Source organism: Roseateles sp. SL47 (assembly GCF_026625885.1).
Lineage (GTDB): Bacteria > Pseudomonadota > Gammaproteobacteria > Burkholderiales > Burkholderiaceae_C > Roseateles.
Genome location: NZ_CP113068.1, coordinates 4,052,396 through 4,076,417 on the forward strand (window position 1 = coordinate 4,052,396; position 24,022 = coordinate 4,076,417).

Consider the following 24,022-nt stretch of genomic DNA (forward strand, 5'->3'; position numbering starts at 1 on the left):
TCTGATTTCCTTCGCATTGACACCTTGACCGCTGCGCTGCGGCTGTCCGGTGCCGACGCCGTTTCTGATTCAACCGAATTTCATCCTGGTACGAGGAGCCTTTCCATGAACCCTTCCACTTCAAAGCCCTGGGCTGCGAGGCATGGCGCCTCGGCTGTTTTTGCAATGGCCACGTTGGCATTGGCGTCTGCGCATGCAGCCGTCAACAGCGGTAGTACCGGTGCGGACGGTGCGCTAAGCCCGACCGTCAACGTTGAGATTCAGTTGCCGCCGTCGGGGGTGTTGAATTACACGTCCGTGAACATCCCGGCCGGTGTGACGGTGAAGTTCAAGAAGAACACGACGAATACCCCCGCCTTCATCCTGGCCAGCGGTGACATCACCGTGGCGGGCACGATCGACGTTCGCGGCGCCGATGCGTCTCCCACCGGGACTTACAGCGACGGTGCTCTAGGGGATGACGGGTTGCCGGGTCTTGGCGGACCAGGCGGTTTCGACGGAGGACGGGGAGGACGCGACGATCAGCAGCAGCGGCCTGAGGTGATTCGTGGCGGCACGGGCCTGGGCCCTGGGGGCGGCCCCGGTGGCATGGAGGGCGGCGACGGCTGCAACAACGTTGGCTACTTCAAATACCTCGGCATCGGCGGCGGTTACGCCTCCAAGGCCTACCAACCCTACGGGGAAGGCTACTACTGCGGTGCGGGCACGGTGACGGTCGTGGGCAAGGCCTACGGTTCTCCGCTGCTGCAGCCCTTGCTCGGAGGCTCTGGTGGTGGTGGTGGCCGTGGAGGTTTGACCTTCCCGGGTTCCGGCGGCGGCGGTGGTGGCGGCGCCATCTTGCTGGCTGCTTCTGGAACCGTGCGGGTCACCGGCACCATCAATGCCCGTGGCGGCGACGGCGGCGGTCTGTCCGGCGCCAATGTGGGCGGGCAGGGCGCTGGCGGTAGTGGCGGCGCGATTCGTCTGGTGGCTACCACGGTGACCGGCAATGGCGCGATTTTGGCGGACGGTGGTTGCATCAACGCCAGCAACAACCTGCGTCAGAATTGCGGCGCCACGGGCTATGCCGGTCAGCACGGCGGTGCTCCGGGACGCATCCGGATCGAAGCGGAGGCCGTGACCTTCAGCGGAACCTCAAGCCCGGCTTACGTGGCCGATGTACCGAGCCCCATCTTCATTGCGGACACGCCGAGCCTGCGGATCGCATCTATCGCCGGTCAGACGGTGCCGGCAACGCCGACTGGCATTGCGGACGTGACCTTGCCCGGCACCACGACCGGCCCGGTCGAGGTGGTCTTCCAGACCATCAACGTGCCCGTCGGCAACACCGTGCTGCTGCGAGTGGTCCCCGCCTACGGGCAGCCTGTGGAGGCACTGAGCCCTGCAATTGCTGGGACCAGTGCGAGCGGCACGGCCAGCGTTTCCGTGACGCTGCCTGCAGGCCCAAGCGTCCTGCAGGCCACGACCACCTACACGGTGGTGGTGGCCGGCACCCTGGACCTGTCGCACTTCGCTCAGAACGAGGAAGTGGAAAAGGTGGAAGTGACCATCGCCATGGAAGGTGAGGCCAAGGCTCGCGTGGTCACGGCCAGCGGAAAGGCCTACGACGTCTCGTATGCGGCACTGCGGGCCGCCGGATTCCGGGGCTAAGCCACCAGGCGCTCCTCCACCCCCAGACAAGTACTCGGTTTCAGGAACCCGTGATGACGAGAGAACGCCCTCATCAGCCGTCGGCTGTGTCGCGCCTGCCTGGCTGCCTGCGGCAGATGGGCGCGCTCTCGCGTCTGGGGGCTTTTGTGGGTGGCATGAGCGTCTTCACGCCGCGTCGTGGTGGCGTGCGCCGCCTTGTGGCGGCGTTCACGGCAGCCTCTCTTGTGCTGGGGGCCATGCCTGCCCGCGCGGCCGATCTGCAGATCGATGAAGGCGTGGTGGTCAAGTTCGGCCCCGATGCTCAACTGGTGGTGCGTGACAAGCTCACCGGTGGCAAAGGTGTCACGCTGACCAGCCAGAAGGACGATCTGAACGGTGGCCAGACGGGTGCCACCCCGCAGACCGCAGCACCGGGGGACTGGCGCGGCGTACGTTTTGAAAAGTCCGCAGGCAACTACGGACTCCTCTCCCTGACTGACTGGGCCATCCGCTTTGCGGGCGCGGAGCAGCAACCGGCACTGACGCTGCGTGCGCTCAACCCCACGCTGCAATACCTGCAGATCACCGACAGTTTCACCGGCCTTCGCCTGGTGGAGGGCGCATCGCCCGCCATCACCGGCTCCAGTTTCCTGCGCAACCAGACCGGCATCCTGGCCGAGGGCAATAGCGCACCGACGATTGCCAGCACGCAGCTGGTGGGCAATACCGCACTCGCGATTCAGAACACCACTCCTGCCACACCCATCCTGGCCACCGGCAATTGGTGGGGGCATCCGAGCGGCCCGCGTGAGGTCGCTGGCAATCCGCAAGGGCAGGGTGATGCGGTCTCCAGTGGCGTCACTTACAGCGGCTACCTCGCCAATGCGCCGCTGATTGCACCGTCGATCCGACTGGCCGCACCAGCCTCCTATTTCGAGCAACGGACCGTGACGCTGGAGATTGCCTGCGTCAACGCGACCGAATACCGCCTGGCTGAAGGCACCGGTTTCGCCGGGGCGAACTTCCAGCCCTTGAACAATGGCCGGGCCACCGTGGACTTCACCGTGTCTGAAGGCGACGGTCGCAAGCCGATCGGGGTGCAATTCCGCAATGCCGGCGGCACCGTCACCACGGCTATGCTGGCGGATGGCGGCGTGCTGATCGACACCCAGGCGCCTGGGGTGGCCATCAATACGCCTGCCGCAGGCAGTGTGGTGAGCGGCCCCATCACCGTGGAGGTCACGGCCACCGACGCCTCCGGCATTGCCGCAGTGCGCATCTATCTGGATGACCAGTTGGTGGCCACTCGGACCAGCAGCCCTTACACCTACGCCTGGACGCTGGATGGCACGGCCGACGGCAGCCATGTGCTGCGGGTGGTGGCTCAGGATCCTGCCGGCCGCACGACTGAACTCAGCCGCAGCGTGACCGTCAACCGGGCGCCGGTGCTGCCGGACACCGAAGGTCCGCAACTGAGCGCACTGACCGTGGGCGGTAGCGTGCTCGCCAACGGCGCCACACTCACCCGCAACACCACGCTCACGCTGCAGGCCAGCGACCGCAGTGGTGTCTCGCGTGTGGAGGTGCTGCTGGACGGCAACGCCCTGGCCACCGCCAACGGCAGCGGCACGTACAGCGCCACCCTGGACATCAGCCAGGTGCCCAATGGGGCCCATGTGCTCGCACTCCGGGCCACGGACTCGCTCAACAACGTGTCGACCAGCAGTTTCAATATCGTTGTGGCGCATGCCGTGCCGGACGCACCGGTGATCAGCAGCCCGGCCACAGGGATCATCACACGCACGTCCAGCCTCGGCGTGACCGGCTCGGCCGCCCCCAGCACCAGCGTCCAGTTGATCCAGAACGGTCAACCGGTGGGCAGCGCTGTGCCGGTCGGCAGCGATGGTCGCTTCTCCAGTACCGTCACGCTGGTGGCGGGAAGCAACCGGCTGCAGGCCACGGCCAACGATGTTTGGGGCACCAGCGCGCCGTCTGCGGCCGTGCTGGTCACGCTGGATGTGACCGTGCCCGCCAGCCCGGCCAATCTGACCGCAGCGGCGCAACCGCAGGGCAAGATCCGGCTGTCGTGGACCAAGTCCACCGACGCCAATGTGGTCGGCTACGACGTGTATCGCGCCGCCAATGCCTTCACCGGCACCGGTGAGGCCGTGAAGGTCAACAGCAGCCCGGTGACGGTGGCCGCCTGGGACGATCTGCCGACGGTGGATGGTGTCTGGTATTACCGCGTCGTCAGCCTCAATGCCGCAGGCACGGCCTCCGAGCCGACCAACCAGGTGCAGGCCACCTCGGACAACACGCTGCCGCGTGCGCTCTCCATCGTCTACACGCCGCTGGGCAAGGTGGATGCGGCCACCGGGCGCATCGGCCAGGGCCGGGTGAATCTGGTGGTGACCGTGAGCGAGAGCCTGCAGGCCACGCCTTACCTGTCCGTGGTGCCACAAGGCGGCAGCCCGATCACGGTGGAACTGGCCAAGACCGGCCCCACCACCTACGCGGGCAACTTCCTCATCGATGCCAACACGCCATCCGGTCTGGCCAACGCCTTGTTCTCGGCCAGGGATCTGGTGGGCAACCGCGGCACCGACATCGATGCCGGCGCCACGCTGCAGATCGACACCGATGGCCCGGCCTTGTCGGCCATTACCCTGGCGCCGTCCTCCCCCATCAAGAACGACAGCGCTCAGCCGGTGCAAGCCACCTTCAGTTTCAGCAAGGCGCCGAAGAATGGTGTGACGCCGACAGTGACCTATCTGCTGTCCGGTCCGCTGCGTTCACCGATCACGGTGGGCGGGCTGACGCAGGTGAACGCCACCACCTGGCGTGCCACCCTCACGCTGCCGTCCGATGCCGGTGCGGCCGGGCCGGAGACGCTGATCTTCTCCAGCCGCGCGCAGGATGAGCTGGACAACGTGTCCACCCGCGTCGTTGCCTTCAACCGCTTCCAGGTTTATCAAGGGGAGCTGCCCCCGCTGGCCGTGCCGTTCGGCTTCACCGCCAAGGCGGTGCCGGGTGGGAAGGTGCAACTGGCCTGGCAGGCCGTGGCGGATGCGACGAGCTACCAGATCTATCGCCAGGGCCCCGGTCAGGATGCGCTCCAGCCGCTCATCCGCGCGGGCGGCGAGGCCATGGTGGACCAGACGCCGCAGGACGGCACCTACCGCTACGCCATTGCGACCGTACGTCAGTCCAATGGACAGGAGTCGGTCTCGGGCCAGAGTGCGGTCGTTGAAGTGGTGGCCAGTGCCACCGCGCCTGGCGCGCCGCAGAACCTGCAGCTGCAACTGACGGGGCAGGGCATCGTCGCCAGCTGGCAGCCGCCGCTGGCCAGCACCGTGACCAGCTACAACCTCTACCGGGCCAGCGGCACCGTCATCACCACGGTGGCCGGTCTGACGCCGCTGAAGACGGGCATCAAGCAGCCGATCGCGCTGGACCCGGCCCCGTCGCCGCAGCAGGGCGCCTACGTCGTGACCGCGTTGGATGCGGCCGGTAATGAATCGCCGATCTCCAATTCGCAGTACCTGAATGCGAGCCTGCTGCCGGTGTCCAACCTGCGCATTGAGCAACTGGGCAACGAGCTGCCGGTGCTGCGCTGGAACGCGCCCAACGGGAACGTGGCCGGCTATCTGGTCTATGTGGGGCCGGACAACGCGCGGGTGAAGCTCACCAGCAGCCCCATCACGTCCACCACCTTCACCGACACCGGCTACACCAGCGGCGAGCGCCGCTACACCGTGGCCACGGTGGATGCCAACGGCGTGGAGATGCCTCGCAGCCTGGTGATGCCGGCCGTGTCCTCCCAGGTGGTCTCCGGTGTGCCGGTCAAGCGCGGTGTGATGAACAAGCTCCAGCTTCAGGTCAGCAACACGTCTGCCAGCGCGCTGGAGGGGGTGCGAGCGGTTGTGCGCTTGCCGGTGAACAAGGACGGCACGCAGTTCAAGGACCACAAGTCCGATCTGCTGAGCCTGGCGGCGAACGAGACCCGGCTGGTGCCGGTGATTGTGGGCGGCTACACCGACATGCCCTCGTTGGCCAATGCGGACGTGGGCGTGGAAGTCGTGCCGGCCGAAGGCGAGTTGGTGAAGCTCTCGCGCCCGCAGCGGATCGAAGTGGGTGATGGGGGGCTGGTCGTTGGCATGGCCACCGAAGAATTCACTCGCGGCGGGACCGGCAAGCTGCGGCTGACCATCGAGAACACCTCGGAGGTGGATGTTGAACTGCTGACCGCCACCAACAACGGCAACAACGATTCGACGGAGCTGCGTTTCAAGATCGTCGACAACGACGGCAACGTGCTGGCCACGCAGTCCTACAAGCAGGCCCTGGGTGCCAATGTGGTGACGCTGACCAATGGTCAGACCGTGGCGCGGATTCCGGCGGGGGCCAGCTACACCTCGGATGTGTTCGATCTGAATGTGCCGGGCTCCAGCCCGAACAGCATCCGGGTGCGTCTGGAAGTGGACAAGCTGCGCTATCACAGCGGGCAAGAGGACGAGATCGTCATTGCAGGCCGTGGCTCGGAGAAAGTGGTGTCCCTGGTGGATACGGCCTACTACGGCGAGGTCACCCATGTCAGCCCGATCACGTCCTTCGGTGACGAGGATGTGGTGATCACCGGTCGGGCGCTGGATCGGCGTGATGGCAAGACACTCCTGGGCAACACACGTCTGAAGCTGATCCTGAATCAGCAGGGCTTTGAACGCACGGTCAGTCTGCTGACCGACAGCAGCGGTCAGTTCACCTATACGTTCAAGCCGACAGTGACCGATTCGGGCCTGTATCGCGTGTCTGCGGTGCATCCGGACATCACCGATCGCCCCGAGCAAAAGGCCTTCACCATCAATCGGGTGACGGTGACCCCGACGCCCTACAAGCTTGACGTTCCGCGCAATTACCCCTTCAGCATTCCGCTGGTGGCTCAGGCCGGTGCGGGCACCTCGGCCAGCAACCTGCGTCTGGTGCTGGTGGCGGCCAGCCAGCCCACGGGTCAGATGCCCGAAGGCGTGCAGTTGGAACTGCCGGCACCCGTGAGCCTGTCGGAACGCCAGCGCTTGAATCTGCCGGTCGTCTTCACGGCCAACAATGCGGCGGTGGCGAGCGGGTCGCTCATCCTGGATGTGATCAGCGACGAGCATCCGCTCGCCCCGATCGGCAAGGTGACGGTGAACTACACCTTGTCGGAGGCCAAGCCCTTCTTGACGGTAGCGCCGAGCTTTGTGGAGACCGGCCTGGCACAGGGCAGCAGCCAGATTGAATCGGTGGTGGTGCAGAACAAGGGGCTGCAGGATGCCATCAACCTGAGGTTCAGCCTGACGCGGCCGGATGGCTCGGCGGCGCCCTCCTGGGCGACCATCACCAGCACGCCGGACGGCACGATGGCCGTCGGCGACCAGAAGAGCATTGACCTCGCCTTTGCGCCTCCGGCCAGTGTGGCGGAAGGGGTGTATGAATTCCGTCTGTCTGTGGTGGGCGACAACGTGCCGCAACAGTCGATCAGCGTGTTTGCCAGCGTCACCCAGAGCGGGCAGGGCAACGTGCTGTTCAAGGCCGCGGACATCTACACGGCGACAGTCGGCAAGGACGGCAAGCTGATTGCGGGTCTGGCGGGTGCGCGCCTCACGCTGCAGAACGAAGAAGTGGCGTCGGTCACGTATGAGCTGACGACGGACAGCGTGGGTGAAGCGCTGTTCCAGAACGTTCCGGCGGGACGCTACAAGTTCCGCGCGTCGGCCAACAACCATCAGGAGATTGGTGGCCGCGTGATCATCAAGCCGGGCATTACGCTCAACCAGTCGGTGTTCCTGCAATACAACCTGATCACGGTGGAATGGAGCGTGCGTGAAATCACCATCCAGGACCGCTACGAGATCACGCTGAATGCCACCTTCGAAACCGACGTGCCGGCGGCCGTGGTGGTGCTGCAACCGGCCAGCGTCAACCTGCCCAAGATGAATGCGGGTGACGTTTATTACGGCGAGGCCAGCCTGACCAACTTCGGTCTGGTGCGGGCGGACAACGTCAAGCGTCAATTGCCGGCGAGCGATGCCTTCTTCCGCTATGAATTCCTGGTGGATGTGCCGGACACCTTGGCACCGAAGCAGCGCGTGACGATTCCGTATCGCGTGATTGCCCTGCAGCCGCTCGATCAGGCGGCCACCACGGGCACGGCCAGCGGCGGCGGCTGCTACAGCTACAGCGCGCAACTGGCGGTGTCCTGCGATTTCCAATGCGCCAACGGGCAGCAGTCCAGCTGCGGCTCTGCCATGTCCTGGTTCTCGGTCAGCAATAGTTCGTGCCCGGCGGGTGGGGGCGGAGGCGGCGGAGGCGGAGGAGGAGGTGGTGGCGGCGGTGGTGGTGGTGGCGGCTGGGGGGGCTCCGGGTCGAGCACGCCGATCAAGATGAAGGGAAAGAAGTGCGTGTTCATTCCAAAGGGCGGAACGCAATGCGATTGACGCGCCATTTGACGCAGTTGTTGGCCACCTGCTTCATCGTTGTGACTTGCCTGGACGCAGGCGCGGCCGAAAGTACTCAAGCGTTGACGGTGACGGCACCGAATGGCTACGCCAACCTCCAGGTCCTTGACTTGTCGGTACGCACCACAGCGGGCGCTGCGGTGTGGACGCGTGCCTGGAATGGCCAGGAGTGGAAATTCAATCCTCATTGGGAAAGTCTTTCTCAAAGCTGGAGCAACCTGACTGGCAGCCAGACCGAGGACAGCAGCGGAAAGCCCAGCACGGGTTTGGCGGCCAGCGCAGGAGGCGGCGGCTGCTGGGTGTGGGTGGACGAGGATTGGCAGCCCACCCACGCGGCCGTGGACGTGAGCACCGGTCTGCGGGACGCGGGCCCCATGATTCCCCTGCGGAGCACGCCATTCAATCGGGAAATGCCGGCCGAGGGGAGTGACTACGCGCCCGGCATGCGCGTCAGCGTGGACTATGCGTCCCTGTGCGCGGGCAGTGGCGCAGCCTCCGCCATGGTGGAGATGGAGGGCATTCGGCGGATCAACGAACTGCACCTGGGGGAAGCCAGTCGCTTCTCTTTCAACAACCGCACCACGATCGAAAAGCGCCCGGTTCAGCAGTTGCCTGCGGTGTCACTGTCTGCGCTGACGTCCGGTCGGCTGGCGCTGATGCCCGGCACCAATGAGAAAGGTTTTCGCTGGCTAGACCGGACTGGTTCCTGGATCGACTACAACACGCGCGGTCAGGTGGTAGCCTATGGCGACCGCAACAACAACACCATCTGGCTTGCCCGGGATGCACGAGGCATTTTGCAAGGGGTGGTGGATGGCAACGGGCGAGTGATGTTCACGCTGCATTACAGCGGAGAACTGCTGACCGAGGTTCGGGACTATCCCATTGACGGCCTCACCGGAGACTTGCCAGCCCGGACGGTGAAGTACGCCTACGATGCACGTAACCGCTTGACGAAGGTGACGGATGCTCGTGGTTATGTCGTTCTCTACGATTACGACATTGCCAACCACATCGTCAAAATCACTGACCAAGAGGGGCGCGTTGAATCGCTCACCTACAGCGGCGATACCGTTGCCACTCGTGTCGCGCCTGACGGTGGAATCACCTCCTACCAATTCGACTACGACGAAGTCAACAAGCAGTTCGTCAGCAAGATCACCGGTCCCGAGACGTCGGCGGGCCGCCGGGTTGAAGATCTGACCCACAACCGGGTGGGAAAGCTGGTGCGTCGATTGGTCAACGGCCGCACGGAGGCCGAGATTCAATACGACACAGGTGCCCGTAGCGAAAGCCTGACGAACGCGCGCGGATTCACCACGCTCATCACTCGCAATGAGTTCGAACAGCCCGTCGAGGTGGTCAACGAAGACGGCACCGTGCGTCGCTACCAGATTTCGGCTGTCGACCTGTCCATCACATCCTCTACGGACGAAGCCGGCGTTCGGACTGTCTACGAGCGGGACTCGAGGGGCAACCTGCTTCGTTCGATTGAGGCCGCTGGTACTGCGGATGAGCGGATCACTGAATATCAGTTAGACGCTACGGGTCGCCCGAAGATGGTGACTCGAAAAGGGCGTGTCGAGACCACGGGTACGGTCACAGGTGATGCGGTATGGCAGTTGTCCTACGACGATCAAGGTCTGGTCCGCCAGACCATCGATCCGATGGGGAGAGTCCGGCAGTATGTTCATGACCGTGCCGGGAACACCGTGAGCTACACCAATCCCGCAGGCAAGACCACCCGTTTCGAGGTGAATGCCACGGGGCAATTGGTCAAGGTCACCAATGCCTTGCGAGAGGTGAAGCTCCTGGAGTATGACAAGGTCGGAGATCCGGTAGCGTCTGTCAATCGCCTGGGCAAAACGGTCCGTGCCGCTTACGACAGCATGCGGCGTCTGGTGCGTTTCACGACGGAGGTGGGGGGTGTTTCGAGCACCAGCTATAACGCTGAAGGGCTTCCCATTGAAGAGACGGATGAGGACGGGCGCAAGACGACGCTGCAATATGACACGCTGCTTCGAGTAACGCGGGAAGCGGACGAACTCGGCAACGTCACCAGCTTTGATTACCAGGTGGCGGATGGATCTTCCAGCGGCTTGCGCGGCAGCCTTGGCATGCCCACCGAGATCCAATATCCGACCTTTACGCGCCGTACCCGCTATGACGCCATGGAGCGTCCGACCAGCGATACGCTGCTCAATCCTGGAAGGCTTGGCACCGAAGGATTGGTCACCAGCAGGAGCTACGACGCCAGAGGGCTGGTCAGCAGTGAAACCAATCCCGAAGGAAAGACGCGCAAGTTCGTCTACAACGCCTTTGGTCAGATTCTTCAGGCCACTGACAGTCAGGGAGCCGTGTCGCAGGCGGTGTATGACGTGCGCGGCAACCTTATTCAGTTTACTGACGCCAAGGGCAATCGCACGCGTTATGAGTATGACCTGACAGACCGCCTGGTGACTCAGATCATGCCGTTGGGGCAGCGGCAGCAGTACACGTATGACGCGGTAGGAGATCTGGCGAGCTTCACCGATGGTCAAGGGCATCGCAGCGAATACGAGCGCGATGCGCTGCAGCGCATCAAGAGGACCAAGCACTACTCGGCTGCGAACGTCCTGGAGAAGACAGCGGAATTCACCTGGGACGGGGAGTCAAACCTTGTCTCCTGGACCGAAACTGACCACGGACGTGCGCAGACCACAAGCGCCGCGTACCTCTACGACGACGCCAATCGTCGGCTGAGTGAAACCGTCACGTATCCGGCAGGGCATTCGTTGACCTATCGGTACGAATACACCCCTGCTGGCAAGAAGTCCGCCCTGGTGTGGGCGGACGGCACCCGTATCGAGTACGGCTATAGCCCCCATGGTGAGCTGGATGCCGTGACGATTCCGGGCGAAGGGGTGATCAGTGTCAATCAGTTCAAATGGGTGGCGCCTGCCCAGGTGACCCTGCCTGGCGGAACCCGGCAGGAAAGAGAGTACGACGGCCTGTTGAACCTGGAGGCGCTCAAGGTGCGGGCGCCCAGCCAGCAGGTGACGCTGGATCTCAAAAACACCTTTGGTCGGGTTCAGGAACTGAAGGAACGCGCACGGACCGACACGGCGGGTGAGATCAGCACCAGTACAAACGGCCTGTTTGCCTACGACAGTGAGACCCGGCTGACCCAAGCGCAGACCACGGGTGGGGCGCTGGGGACCGCCACCGAAACATTCACACTGGATGCGGTCGGGAATCGTGTCGCTCACAGCCAGGTCAGTGGCGCCTGGACCTACGACGGCAACAACCGGCTGGTGCAACGAGGCACCGATGCCAACGCAACCCGTTATTCCTACGATGACGCGGGCAACCTGACTCAGGTCGAAGGCGCCAGTGGCGTCATCGTTCGCTATCGCTACGACAGTCAGAACCAATTGTCCGAGGTGACGGATGGCCGTGGACGCCTGGTTGCGCGCTATGGCTATGACCCATTGGGACGCCGTCTTTGGAAAGAACAGTTTCGCAGCCGTTCCGGCGACGCTTTGTCTCCTGCCATCCGTACCAGCTATCTCTATTCGGATGAGGCACTGATTGCCGAGGCCGTTGAGGACATCAGCTTGGGCGCCGACGGCTCCGTCACCGCCATCGGAACGGCGCAGATCCGGACTCAATACGGCCCCACACCGGATAGCGACTTCGGTGCAGACGTGTTGTTTGTCAAAACTCGGGGCAGCGACGGGCAGGATCTCTTTGCCTACTACCACCATGACCAGCTTGGCGCTCCCATTCAGGCAACGAACAAGGCTGGGGAGGTGGTCTGGTCGGGGGACTACAACGTCTTTGGCGAAGCGCGCATTACGACGCCCTCAGGCGGTGCGGGCTCCGTGACCATCGTGTCGAATTTGCGTCTGCCAGGTCAGTACTACGACGACGAAACCGGACTGCATTACAACTACTACCGCTACTACGATCCCTCGTTGGGCCGCTACACCCAGGAAGACCCCATCGGGCTGATCGGTGGGCCGAACCGCTACATCTACGTGGGTGGTGATCCGCTGAATGGCATCGATCCCTACGGGTTGTTTGACATCACCAATCCGGCAGATTGGCCGACGGTGCCGGACGAGGCGGTCGACGCGATTGCCGGTTTTGGCGATGGCATGTTGGAGGTTGTGACCTTTGGCATCTGGGATGGAGACTGGGTTCGCCGCAAGCTGGACATCGGTTCGGTGGATGTATGCTCGAGCAACTACGGCATCGGCAAGGTCGTGGGTGAAATCACCGCCATGGTGGTACTGAGCAGGGCGCGAAATCCGTGCAACAGCTTCGCCTCAGACACCCTTGTTCACGTTCGCCCTCGCTCGGAAGACGCGCTGGCGATCCGTGGGCAGACGGAGCTGAAACCAATATCGGAACTGGTGGTTGGTGATGAAGTTCTGGCCTTCAGCGAATGGAAGCAACGCGGCGATATCGCGGGTGCCGATAACAGGTTGTCGTACGAAAAGGTGGTGGATGTCTTCACCAGCTATCAGAAGCAGCAGATAGTTCGAATCCACACAGAAAACGGCAAGTTGCTCACGGCGACGGCCGGTCATGCGTTCATGACCGACGAGGGCTGGCGCGACGCGATTCTGTTGAAACGTGGCGGGAAACTGCTGCTCAAGGGCAGTGGGGAAGGGGATTCCGACCGCTGGACGACGATCACCGAGGTGGCCTTGGACTGGGCTACCCTTCCGGTATTCAACCTTGAGGTTGCCAATGCACACACCTTCTTCACGGGTGAGCAGGGCGTCCTGGCGCATAACGGGCAATGCCGTTTAAAGGGCGGTGGCGGGCGAAAAGGCCCAGCAAAGGGGGCGAAGAAGAGCGGCGGGGAGTCTGACAAGGCAGCTCGAGGACGCGAAGCACACAAGAACTACGAGAATGCTTTAGGCGAAGGGTACGAATTCAACAAGGCGCTGCCGAGTGGGAAACGCCCCGATGCCGTCGATTACGAGAATCGCATCGTTCGCGAACTCAAACCCGACAATCCCCGTGCAATTCAGCGTGGAGAAAAACAGGTTGAAGGCTACAAGAAGGAGTTGGAGCAAATGACAGGTGAGAAGTGGACAAGTTACGTCGACACATATCGGCAATGATGGACAAGACCAACTTCAAGAAGGGGCTCGGCTGCGTGCTCAAGTCAGCTGGCTTTGCAAGCAAGAGTGGATCCTGGTATCTGAGCGGCCGTGATTCTATTGTTGTGCTCAATCTTCAAAAATCGGATTTTGATGAAAAGTTCTATTTGAACTTTGGCGTGTGGTTGAAGAGCCTGGGCGCTGTTGAATTCCCCGCAGAGAACAAGTGCCACATTCAGGCTCGTTTGACTTCATTGTTTCCCGGTCATGCCGAGGCTATTGATCGAGCATGCATGGCGGGTGGCAGTAAGGAAGACTCCGCCACGTTCGCCGAGTTCTTGGAGAGTGAATTCGTGCCCTTCTGCAATGATTGTTTGCGGATCGAAGGTCTGCGATCAAAACTCGAAGCAGACGTGTTCAAGAGGGCATTGATCATGAAGACTGCGAAGGACGCTTTGACCCAAGTGTGAGGGGTTGCTTGCTGTATTTTCGTGAATCTGGAGATGGGTTTGCATTGATTCACCTATGTTGGTGAATTCGCTCTTTTCCAGACCTCTGGTGAATTTGTTTTTCAAATATTCAACGTCATGGCCTTGATGAATACTCTACGTTCGCATGTACAAAAAATCGGCGCCCGTGCGAGCATCGCCACGGCGTTGTTAACGGCCGGCCTGCTGTTGCTGCCGACCTTCGGCCACGCCCAGGAGACGGTGTGCGCCCGGGTCAAGATCGAGATCAAGCAGGAACTGACGCTTGAGCGTCAGGCCTTTGATGCTGAGATGAAGATCAACAACACCACGGACACCGGCGTCATTGAGGCCGTGTCCGTCGTGGTGAAGATCACTGACGAGGCCGGAACACCCATTGCGGTCACCGACAACCCGAATGACACGTCGGCCAAATTCTTCCTGCGTGTGTCGAATCGGGAGAACATCAGCGACGTGACGGGGACGGGTAGCGTCCTCCCGCAGACCACCGCCCGCATCAACTGGCTGCTCATCCCGGCGCCCGGCTCGGCCGGTACCTCGCCCGCAGGCAAGAAGTATCTGGTGGGCGCCACACTCAAATACCGCTACGCCGGGGAGGACCAGACGCTGGATGTCTCCCCCGACGTCATCACCGTCAAGCCGCTGCCCCTGCTGACGCTGGACTATTTCCTCCAGCAGGACGTCATCGGCGACGACCCGCTCACCACCGAGATTGAAGCGGTGGAGCCCGCCACACTGGGCGTACGTGTCAAAAACAATGGCTACGCCACCGCCAAGAATCTGAAGATCGATTCGGCCCAGCCCAAGATCGTTGAAAACAACCAGGGGCTGCTGATCAACTTCAAGCTCACCGGCAGCTATGTGGACGACGCGCCCACCCAGAACACCTTGCTGGTGAACTTCGGGGACATTGCGGCCAACACCAGCAAGATGGGCCGCTGGTTGCTCGAGACCTCGCTGGCCGGCAAATTCACCGAGTTCACTGCCACGTTCAGCCATGCCGATGAATTGGGCGGCGCCCTGACTTCCATCCTGCAGGCCACGAATGCGCATTTCCTGATTCGCGACGTGCGCGTCGACCTGCCTGGGCGAGACAACGTCCGCGACTTCCTGGCGCGTGACGGTGACGTCATCCGCGTCTACGAGTCCGACAGCACCGACACCGTGGTCACCGACCGCAGCGGCGTGGCGCAAATGTCCGCCAGCACCAATGGATCCGGCAATGCCGTCTACCGCATCGCCTTCCCGGCGACGGCAGGTTTTGCCTATGTGAAGCTGCCGGACCCCTTCAATGGCACCAAGGCCCTGGGGGCGGTGCAGCGTTCCGATGCCAAGCAACTGCTGGCGGAAAACGTGTGGTTGTCCAAGACCCGCAACCTGGAACTCAAGCGCTGGGAATACTGGGTCAACATCTTTGACGTCAACACCACCGGCAGCTACGACACCGAATTCCAGGCGCCACCCACGGCCACGCTGCCGCCAGTGATCCAGTTCATTCCGGACCGGATTCTGGATGAAGAGCAGCAAGTGTCCTTCCTGGTGGAGGCCAGCAGCCCGTCGGGCAAGCCGGTTGCGCTGACGGCCGCTCCGCTGCCCGCAGGTGCCACCTTCACGCCGCAAGCCACCGACCCGCTGGCGCCCACACTGGCCCGCGCCATCTTTGACTGGAAGCCTGCCAAGGGTTCGGCCGGCAGCTATCTCATCACCTACACGGCCAATGACGGCACGCTCAGCAGCAGCCGCTCGGCCATCATCAAGGTCAACAGCGCCTCGCCGCCACCGGGCCCCGGCACGCCGACCATCGAGTCGCCGCAGTCCGGCGCCCAGGTCACGCGTCTGCGTCCGATCCTGTCGGTGATGACGTCCACCCAGTCCAAGGACCCGACCACGCAGGTGCAGTTCGAGATCTACCGAGACGAGGGCATGACCCAACTGGTCGAGACCGGGCTGGTGAGCAAGGCTGGCGCCATTGGCGGCACCCAGCAGGCCACCACCTGGCAGCCCGCTGCGGACCTGACGGACAACACCCGCTACTGGTGGCGTGCCCGCGGCTTTGACGGCACGCAGACCTACAGCCTGTGGGCCTCGGCGCAGTTCTTCGTCAACCTGTTCAACGATCCGCCGGAAACCTTCAACCTGACGTCGCCAGCGCCCAATGGCGAAGTGGCCAGCGTGCTGCCGGTGCTGAGCTGGACCAACAGCACCGACCGCGATGGCGACGCCATCACCTACGTCGTGCGTGTGTATAGCGATGCGGCCCTGAGCCAGCGTGTGGCGCAGTCCGAAGCCCTGCCGGCCGGTGAGAGCGGCACCACCAGCTGGACCGTGCCTGCAGCGCTGACCAACCACGCCACCTACTACTGGCAGGTGGAGGCACGTGATGCCCTGGGGGCTGCGACCACCAGCGCGGCACGGCCCTTTGTGGTTAATACGGGCAACACCGCGCCGACCACGCCCGTGCTGGTCAGCCCGGCTGCGGGTGGCATCAGCCCCAGCGCCACCACCGTGCTGACCATCGAGAGCGGCACCGATGCCGAAGGGGATCTGATCACCTACATCTTCGAGCTGGACACCGTCTCGACCTTCGACTCGGGCAACAAGCGCAGTTCCGGTGCCATCATCCGCTCGGCCGGTGCCACCACCAGCTGGACGGTCACGGGCCTGGTGGAAGACACGCGCTACTACTGGCGCGTCAAGGCGCAGGATGGCCGTGCGGAGACGGCGTGGGCGGGGGCCTCCTTCGTGATGAGCACCACCAACAACCCGCCGACCACGCCCACCATCCGCAACCCGGGCAACGGTGCCTGGTCCAGTACGCTGCAGCCGGTGCTGGAGGTGAATCCTGCGACCGACCCCGAGGGGCAAGCGCTGGTGTATTGGTTTGAGATCTATGACGATGCGCAGCTGACGCATCAGGTCTGGCGCGGCACGACGACCACCACTTCGCTGGTGCCCGGTGTGGAGCTGAAGGACAACACCACCTACTGGTGGCGCGTGATGGCCTTGGATCCGCAGGGCGGCAGCAGCCCGATGACCCCGGCTGCGGTCCTGTACGTGAGCACGTCGGCCTACCAGCCGCCGAGCATCCAGATCACGTCGCCCGCCGACACCCTCACGGTGACACCGGATGCCAGCGGCCAGCGCATCGTGACGCTGAACTGGACCACCACCAACCCGAACATCGAGTCCAACGTGGCGCTGTACTACTCCACCACGCCGGGAGACTTTGCCGGCACGCTGATCGTGGGCGGCATCCGCTACACGGCGGGAACGCGGACGGACAGCTATCGGTGGGATGTGAGCACGCTGGCAACGGGCACCTATTACATCTACGGTGTGGTGTTTGACGCCCGTGGTGCGGCCCAGGCCTATGCGTCCGGCGCGGTCATCGTGCCGAGCAGCGGCTCGGCCGGTCAGGTGCTGGTCTCGCCCAACACCTTGATGACCAACGAGAACGGCGGCACCGGCAACTTCCAGGTCCGGCTGGCCAATGCGCCGACCTCGGATGTCACCATCGGCCTCAATGTCTCGGATGCGAAGGAAGGTTCGGTCACGCCGAGCAAGCTGGTGTTCACGCCGGCCAACTGGTCGACGCTGCAGACCGTGACCGTCACCGGCCTGGATGACTGCACGGCCGATGGCGACAAGACCTTCAGCGTGGTGCTGGCCAATGCGGTGAGCCTGGACCCGAACTACGCCGGTGTGGTGGGCTCGCCAGTGACCGTGACCAACAAGGACATGGGCAGCCGGGCCACCACCACCTACGCGCAGTTGCAGGTCTGCAAGTACGCGGTGAAGGAGACCCAGTCGTCCCTGGGCTGGCATTACGTGTACACGTCCGAATGGACCAACACCGGTCCGGCGATTTCGAAGGGCAGTTCGTCCTTCTATTGCTGGGCCAGCCGAGGCGTGACGCCCCCGGGCATCACCATGGAAGACACGGTGACCTCCTTTGGCGCCATCGCCACCGGCGAGACCATCAAGGTGACCAATACCGTCGGTTTCCGCAGCACCACCCGGCTGGTGGACCCCATCGGCTTTGTCCGTTCCTGCGCCTGGTGGTTGGCAACGCCGACCCTGGCGCCCTGAAGCAGTTGTCCTGAATGTGCGGTATGAACTCTGGTGATTTCTCTCTCCGTTCTCCTCGTCGTTCCCGCGGCTTCACGCTGCTGGAACTGCTGGTGGTCATCGTCATCATCGGCCTGCTGGCGGCGTATGTCGGGCCGCGATATTTCTCGCAGCTCGGCAAGTCGGAGCGCAGCACGGCCAAGGCGCAGATCGAAGGGCTGGGCAAGGCGCTGGATGCCTACCGCCTGGACACGGGGCGCTATCCCACCACCGAGCAGGGCCTCAATGCCTTGTACGTGCGCCCGGCCGATGAACCCAAGTGGAACGGACCGTATCTGCAGAAGGCCGTGCCGATGGACCCGTGGGGAGCACCCTACCTCTATCGGTCACCGGGGCAGGGCGGGGATTTCGACCTGTCGTCCAACGGGAAGGACGGCCAACCCGGCGGCGAAGGTGATGGCGCCGACATCACCTACCGCTGAGACGTTCATGAAGTGGAGCCCAGGGTGAGCGCCGATCGACCCAGCGCCGCCACAGCGCCGCGTGCCTCGCCGGGCAGCGCGGCGCTTGGCATTCGTACCCGCCTGAAAGTGCGCGGGGCGGATGGTGCTGTCCGTTGGATCGAACAGGCCGATCGGAGCGAGGCGGAAGCCGTGCGGGCAGCCGTGGGCCAGGGGCTGAAGGTGCTGGCGGTGGAGCGCAGCCCACTGACCGAGGCAGCGCCCAAAGGCGCGCGTTTTGGCTTGCTGCTGTTCAGCCAGGAACTCTTGGCGCTGCTGGATGCCGGCCTGAACCTGACCGAGGCGCTGGCCACGCTGCATGCCAAGGAACGGCAAGCGCTGACGCGTGAGGTGCTGGGCCGCGTGCGGCAGCAACTGGAAGAGGGGCGCAACTTCTCCGACGTGCTGTCGGCCATGCCGCAGCATTTCCCGGAGGTGTATGCCGCCACCGTGCGCGCCGCTGAGCGCACCGGTGACCTGCCGCAGGCGCTGGCGCGCTACATCGCTTATCAGATGCAGTTCGACGTGATCCGCAAGAAGCTGGTGTCGGCCGCCATCTATCCGGTGATGCTCTTGGCGGTGGGCGGATTCGTGGCGCTGTTCCTGCTGGGGTACGTGGTGCCCCGGTTCAGCGCCGTGTATGAATCGTCCGGCCGGGAGCTGCCCTGGATGTCAGCGATGCTGCTGGGCTTTGGCCAAGCCCTGTACGGCCATTGGCAGATCGCTCTGGCCGGTGCCGTGGGCCTGGTGGCACTGCTGGTGGCGGTGTTCAGCCGGCCAGCGGCGCGGCAGTCGCTGCTGCAGGCGGTGCTGTCGCTGCCGGGGGTGGCCGACAAGGCCCGGGAGTTTCGTCTGGCCCGCTTCTATCGCGCCGTGAGCCTGCTGCTGGCCTCGGGCATTGCATTGCCACGCGCCATCGGCATGGTCGGTGGCCTGCTGGGGCCTTCGGAACAGGCGCGGCTGGCACAGGCGCGATTGGCGATCGAGCAGGGGCAGTCCTTGTCCACGGCTTTGCTGGCGGTGAATCTCGCCAGTCCAGTGGCGGAATCCCTGATCAAGGTGGGCGAGCGATCCGGACAATTGGCAGACATGCTGGAGCGCACCGCCCGCTTCCAGGATGAGGATTTCGGACGTTGGGTGGATTGGGCTTCGAAGTTGATTGAACCGATGTTGATGACGGTGATGGGTGTGGTGATCGGCGCCATCGTGGTGCTGATGTACATGCCGATCTTTGATCTGGCGGGGAGCCTGCAATGAGCGTCGTCATACCTGAGCTGCCGCCCCAGACGGCCCCGGTGGAGGCGCTTTGCACCACCGCAGCGGAGGCGCTTTGCATCACGCCGGCGCTGGTGGCCCGTGCCCGTGCCTTGCCTGGTGCCCATGAACAGACGCTGGTGCATCGTCTGCAGGAAGTGGCAGCCACAACACCCGAGCTGTTGACGCGGGCCCTGGCGGACAGCTTCGGTTATGCCGCGCTGGTGATGAGCCGTCTGCAGGCCATGCGACCGCTGTTTGACCAGATCCCTTATCCCGAAGTGATGCAACGGCGGGTGGTGGTGGCGGAGGAGGCGGGGCAGATCCATCTGGTGCTGAGCAATCCCTTTGATGGCGAAGCGGAGACCTGGGCCTTGCGCCGACTGGCCGCGACCGTGCCACAGGCCTCGCCCATCATCAGCCTCTGCCACCCGGACGATCTGCAGGCCTATCTGGCCCAGCAGGAGCGTCTGTTGCGGGCCATGGACGGATTTGACGGCGACACGGCCGCCGGCAGCGGCGAAGAGGTCGCTGCCGTCATCACGCTCGCAAGCATCAACGACAACAGCAGCCCGGTGGTGCGGCTGGTCAATTCCACGCTCTACGACGCGCTGAAACTTCAGGCGAGTGACATCCACCTCGAATGTGATGCCGGCGCGTTGCATGTGCTCTACCGGATCGACGGCGTGCTGGTGCCCATCACGCAGGTGCAAGGCCAGGACATGGCGGAGCAGATCATTTCCCGCATCAAGGTGATGGCTGAGCTGGACATTGCGGAGCGCCGTGTGCCGCAGGATGGTCGCTTCAAGGTGCGGGTCAATGAACGTGAGATCGACTTCCGCGTGTCGGTCATGCCCAACATCTTTGGCGAAGATGCGGTGCTGCGGCTGCTGGATCGCCAATCGCTGACGGAAGAAGCGCGCTCCCTGCGGCTGGACCACCTGGGGCTGGATGCTCCGACGATGGCGTCCATCCGCCGCCTGGCGGCCAAGCCGCACGGCATGTTGCTGGTGACGGGGCCGACGGGCTCCGGCAAAACCACGACGCTGTATGCGGCCATCACCGAGATCCATACCGGGCGGGACAAGATCATCACCATCGAAGACCCGGTGGAATACCGCCTGCCCCGGGTGCTGCAGATCCCGGTCAATGAAAAGAAGGGGCTGACGTTCGCGCGGGGGCTGCGCTCCATCCTGCGCCACGACCCGGACAAGATCATGGTGGGGGAGATCCGTGATGGCGAGACCGCGCAGATTGCGGTGCAGGCCGCCCTGACGGGTCACCTGGTGTTCACCACGGTCCACGCCAACAGTGTGTTTGATGTGCTGGGCCGCTTCCTGCACATGGGCGTGGATGGCTATAGCTTTGCCTCGGCGCTCAACGGCATCGTGGCCCAGCGGCTGCTGCGGGTGAACTGCCAGCATTGCGCGGCACCGGTCACGCCGTCGACGGATGCACTCGCAGAAGCGGGGCTGCGGGCCGAGGATGTGCAGGGCTGGACGTTCAAGGCGGGCAGCGGTTGTTCGCACTGCCGGGGCGCCGGCTTCAAGGGGCGCCGGGCCATCGCCGAAGTGCTGGTGCTGGACGACGAGCTGCGCGAAATGATTGCCGAGCGGGCGCCGATTTCGGCGCTCAAGCAGCGGGCTGCGGCGCGCGGACTGCGGCCGATCACCACGGCGGCGCTGGCCTGGGTGGCGCAGGGCGAAACGACGCTGGAGGAGGTGGCTCGTGTCGCCGGTTGAAACGTCTGCTGTGACGGCTGATCCAGCGCCCGCTGCGTCCGCTGCGCCCGCTGCGGCAGCGTCCGGCGGACCGGGCGTGTTGTTGCTGTCTTTGGGCGCTACCCGCCTGGAGGCAGCGGTGCAGCGCGGTGATGCATGCCAGATGCTGCCCGGCGTGGTGATCACGCCGGCGCTGGCCGGCGAAACAGGCGCCTTCGGCCCGCTGCTGACGGCGCTGACGGCACTGCGTGTTTCATTGCCCACCGACCTCATCGAATTGCGGGTGGTTGTGGCCGAGCGCTGGCTGGGGACGGCCAGCCTGTTGTGGAGCAACGATCTGAACCATGCGGCAACAGCCGGCCAGCAGGCCCGCCTGGCGCTGATCAGCGCCGGCTGCGAGATGGGTGCCGGAGATGTGCTGCGAATGGATGATGCCCGTTATGGGGCGTTGCGCTGGGTGGTGTCTTATCCCGACGTGCTGCTGGAGGGCTTGCGGAGCCTGGCAGGTACGCTGGGCGCGGAACTGACGTCGGTGCGGCCGCTCGCTGCAGCGGCCTGGGGGGCTCGGCGCGCATTGGGCGTGGCCCGACAAGGCGCACTTGCGCTGTGTGGACAAGGCTGGGTGGCCGTGCTGTCCGGCACCGGGCGGCTCACGGAGGTGCACTCGCAGACCTTGACGGACGGGCAATCGCCCATCGCAGCGCTTCAACGCTTGTGGGCACGGCTGCAGTTGCGGGACCCCGCATTGGCAGCACTGCCTTCGTTGCCGATGCTGCAACTGGATCCCATCGACGCTGCATCGTCACAGGGGCCGCAGTCCTCCGTCCTTGTCGCCACTTCCGCAGGTCCTTCTGCAGAGACTTCTGGTCTGTCAGGTGCCTTGTGGCTGGCTCAGACGTCCTTGACGGCCACCGCATCGCTGGATGCGATGCCCGCGCCACGCCCCCGTGGCTGGCGGCCCTGGTGGCCGGCCGCGGCTTCTGCGGCCGTCGCGGTGGTGCTGTCCGTCGGCGCATGGCAGTCGTTCTCGGCGGCGTCTGCGGCACGCGCCCAATGGGCTGCCGCCCAACGTGCCACGCCCGCAGCGACCGCGTTGTCTCCCGCATGGACGCGCGAGGAACTGGCCCGGGTGAGGGTGGTGAACCAGGCGGTGCGTGAGCTCAACCTGCCCATTGAAGCCTTGCTGGCGGCACTGCAGCCGCCCAGGGACCTGCCGGTGTCGGTCCTTGGAGTGGACGTGACCGGGACGGCGGATACCGGGACTGGCACGGCGGGTGTTTCCACGCTGCGGCTGCAGGCGGAAGCGGGCAGTGCCGTCGACATGGCGCGCTATGTGGCGTTTGTGGGCGACCGTCGGCCGATGATGGGCGCTTATCTGGTGCGTCATGAAGTCCAGGCTGCGGCGGATGGTGAACGCCGGTATCGATTCACGGTGGAGGCCACATGGCGGGACTGAATGCCGTGACCGAATGCCTGCACGCCGTGGTCTGGGAAGTGAAACGGCAGGGACGTGGGCTGTTGCGTCGGGTGGGTTTGCCCGGTGTGGCCACGGGCGCGCTCCTGCTGCTGGCCATCGGCGCAGTGGCGGTGGACCGCCATGCGCTGGTCTCGCTGGAGGACAGCCAGCGGCTTCTTCAGCGACTGCCGGCAGAACGCGTGCAATTGCAGGCCACCGCCGTCCGGCCAGAAGATGAAGGGCGCCGTCGCCTGGCGGCCTTTGATCAGGTCTTGCCGGCCCATGACGAAATTCCTCAGGCCGTGGGGGATCTGCTGATGCTGGCGGAGAACGAAGGGCTGCTGGTGGAGAAGGGCGACTACCGGCTGCAACTGGAGCCGCAGGGCGGCTTCGTGCGCTACCGCATGACGCTGCCGGTGAAGGGCGATGCCACGGCCGTGCGCAAGTTCATGCTGGACGCCTTGCGCAGCCAGCGTACCCTGGCCTTGGAGAGTGTGCAATTCAAGCGGGAGGCGGCCACCAGCCGCGTGGTGGAAGCTCGCATCCAGTGGGTACTGATGGCACAGGCCACCACGGCACGTGCGCCCACTCGCCCGGCCACGCTGCAGGCGCTGGCGGGAGGAGATCCGCGATGAAATGGACCTCTTCGCGAGTGATGGTGGGCGGCGCACTGGTGGCTACCTTGATTGCCGCCTGGTTTGCGCCGGATCCTCAGACGGGGGAGCTGGCTTTGTCCGACAAGGCGCGTGCGGCCTCCACGCGTGGTCATGACGGCACCACCAGCGGCATCAACGGCGCCATCAACGGCGCCATCAACGGCGGCCCCCCCACCGGTGCGGGCTCGGCCAGTGCCACTGTGAGCAGCAACACCCGCTCCGGGGCCGTGGCGATAGCCTCCAACGCCCAGGACACCAGCCGGATGGGCGCCGCAGAGCCAGTGCAGGTGCTGGCCCTGCGTCCGCGTGACGGCCAGGCCGTGGAAGGCCCCGCCGAGGCTGGCTGGTTGGGTGTGGCGCGCGCCCGCCCGGTGCCAGCACCGGTGCGGCCCGTGATCGAGACACCGCCCCCGCTGCCCGCCGGCCCGGCGGCCGCACCCGCATTGCCCTTCCGTGCCTTTGGGCGTTATGTGGATGGTGGTGAGGACGTGGTGTTCCTCATGATGAATGACCAGAACCTGGCGGTGCGGGTGGGGGACACCATCGCCGAGCACTATCGAGTGGAGCGTCTGGAGGGACAGACGCTCACGCTGCGCTATCTGCCGCTGGACCTTGTCCAGACGCTGGATGTGGGCGGAAAGAATTGAAAGACATCGGGAA

11 protein-coding genes are annotated in these 24,022 nt (G+C 64.2%); all 11 read left to right on the forward strand.

Annotated elements, in window-relative coordinates; translation table 11 throughout:
* Positions 1-105: 105 nt before the first annotated feature.
* Entirely contained in the window at positions 106-1,650 is a 1,545-nt protein-coding gene (locus OU995_RS17850) for a hypothetical protein (RefSeq protein ID WP_267831356.1), read from the forward strand.
* Between the two features lie 53 nt (positions 1,651-1,703).
* Entirely contained in the window at positions 1,704-8,102 is a 6,399-nt protein-coding gene (locus OU995_RS17855) for an Ig-like domain-containing protein (protein WP_267831357.1), read from the forward strand.
* A gap of 8 nt (positions 8,103-8,110) precedes the next feature.
* Positions 8,111-13,240: an RHS repeat-associated core domain-containing protein gene (locus OU995_RS17860; RefSeq protein ID WP_267831358.1), complete on the forward strand. Its 5,130-nt coding sequence runs from the start codon at positions 8,111-8,113 to the stop codon at positions 13,238-13,240.
* Positions 13,237-13,689, forward strand: coding sequence for a DUF4304 domain-containing protein (locus tag OU995_RS17865; RefSeq protein ID WP_267831359.1), 453 nt, complete (start codon positions 13,237-13,239; stop codon positions 13,687-13,689). Before OU995_RS17860 ends, OU995_RS17865 begins: the two co-directional genes overlap by 4 nt.
* A 126-nt stretch (positions 13,690-13,815) precedes the next feature.
* Positions 13,816-17,796, forward strand: a complete 3,981-nt coding sequence (locus OU995_RS17870) for a hypothetical protein (protein ID WP_267831360.1) — start codon at positions 13,816-13,818, stop codon at positions 17,794-17,796.
* Positions 17,797-17,819: 23 nt separating this feature from the next.
* Positions 17,820-18,257: a type II secretion system major pseudopilin GspG gene (gene gspG, locus OU995_RS17875; protein ID WP_267831361.1), complete on the forward strand. Its 438-nt coding sequence runs from the start codon at positions 17,820-17,822 to the stop codon at positions 18,255-18,257.
* Positions 18,258-18,281: 24 nt separating this feature from the next.
* The gene (locus OU995_RS17880) at positions 18,282-19,532 is read left to right on the forward strand and encodes a type II secretion system F family protein (RefSeq protein ID WP_267831362.1); all 1,251 of its coding nucleotides are present in this window, start codon (positions 18,282-18,284) and stop codon (positions 19,530-19,532) included.
* Positions 19,529-21,271 carry a GspE/PulE family protein gene (locus OU995_RS17885; protein ID WP_267831363.1) on the forward strand — a complete coding sequence of 581 codons (1,743 nt, stop codon included), beginning with the start codon at positions 19,529-19,531 and terminating at the stop codon, positions 21,269-21,271. The genes OU995_RS17880 and OU995_RS17885 overlap by 4 nt, the downstream gene beginning before the upstream one ends.
* Positions 21,258-22,706, forward strand: a complete 1,449-nt coding sequence (locus OU995_RS17890) for a hypothetical protein (protein WP_267831365.1) — start codon at positions 21,258-21,260, stop codon at positions 22,704-22,706. Before OU995_RS17885 ends, OU995_RS17890 begins: the two co-directional genes overlap by 14 nt.
* Positions 22,694-23,341 (forward strand): hypothetical protein, encoded by a 648-nt coding sequence (locus OU995_RS17895; protein WP_267831367.1) that lies wholly within the window; start codon positions 22,694-22,696, stop codon positions 23,339-23,341. The genes OU995_RS17890 and OU995_RS17895 overlap by 13 nt, the downstream gene beginning before the upstream one ends.
* Positions 23,338-24,009 (forward strand): hypothetical protein, encoded by a 672-nt coding sequence (locus OU995_RS17900; RefSeq protein WP_267831368.1) that lies wholly within the window; start codon positions 23,338-23,340, stop codon positions 24,007-24,009. Before OU995_RS17895 ends, OU995_RS17900 begins: the two co-directional genes overlap by 4 nt.
* Positions 24,010-24,022 lie beyond the last annotated feature (13 nt).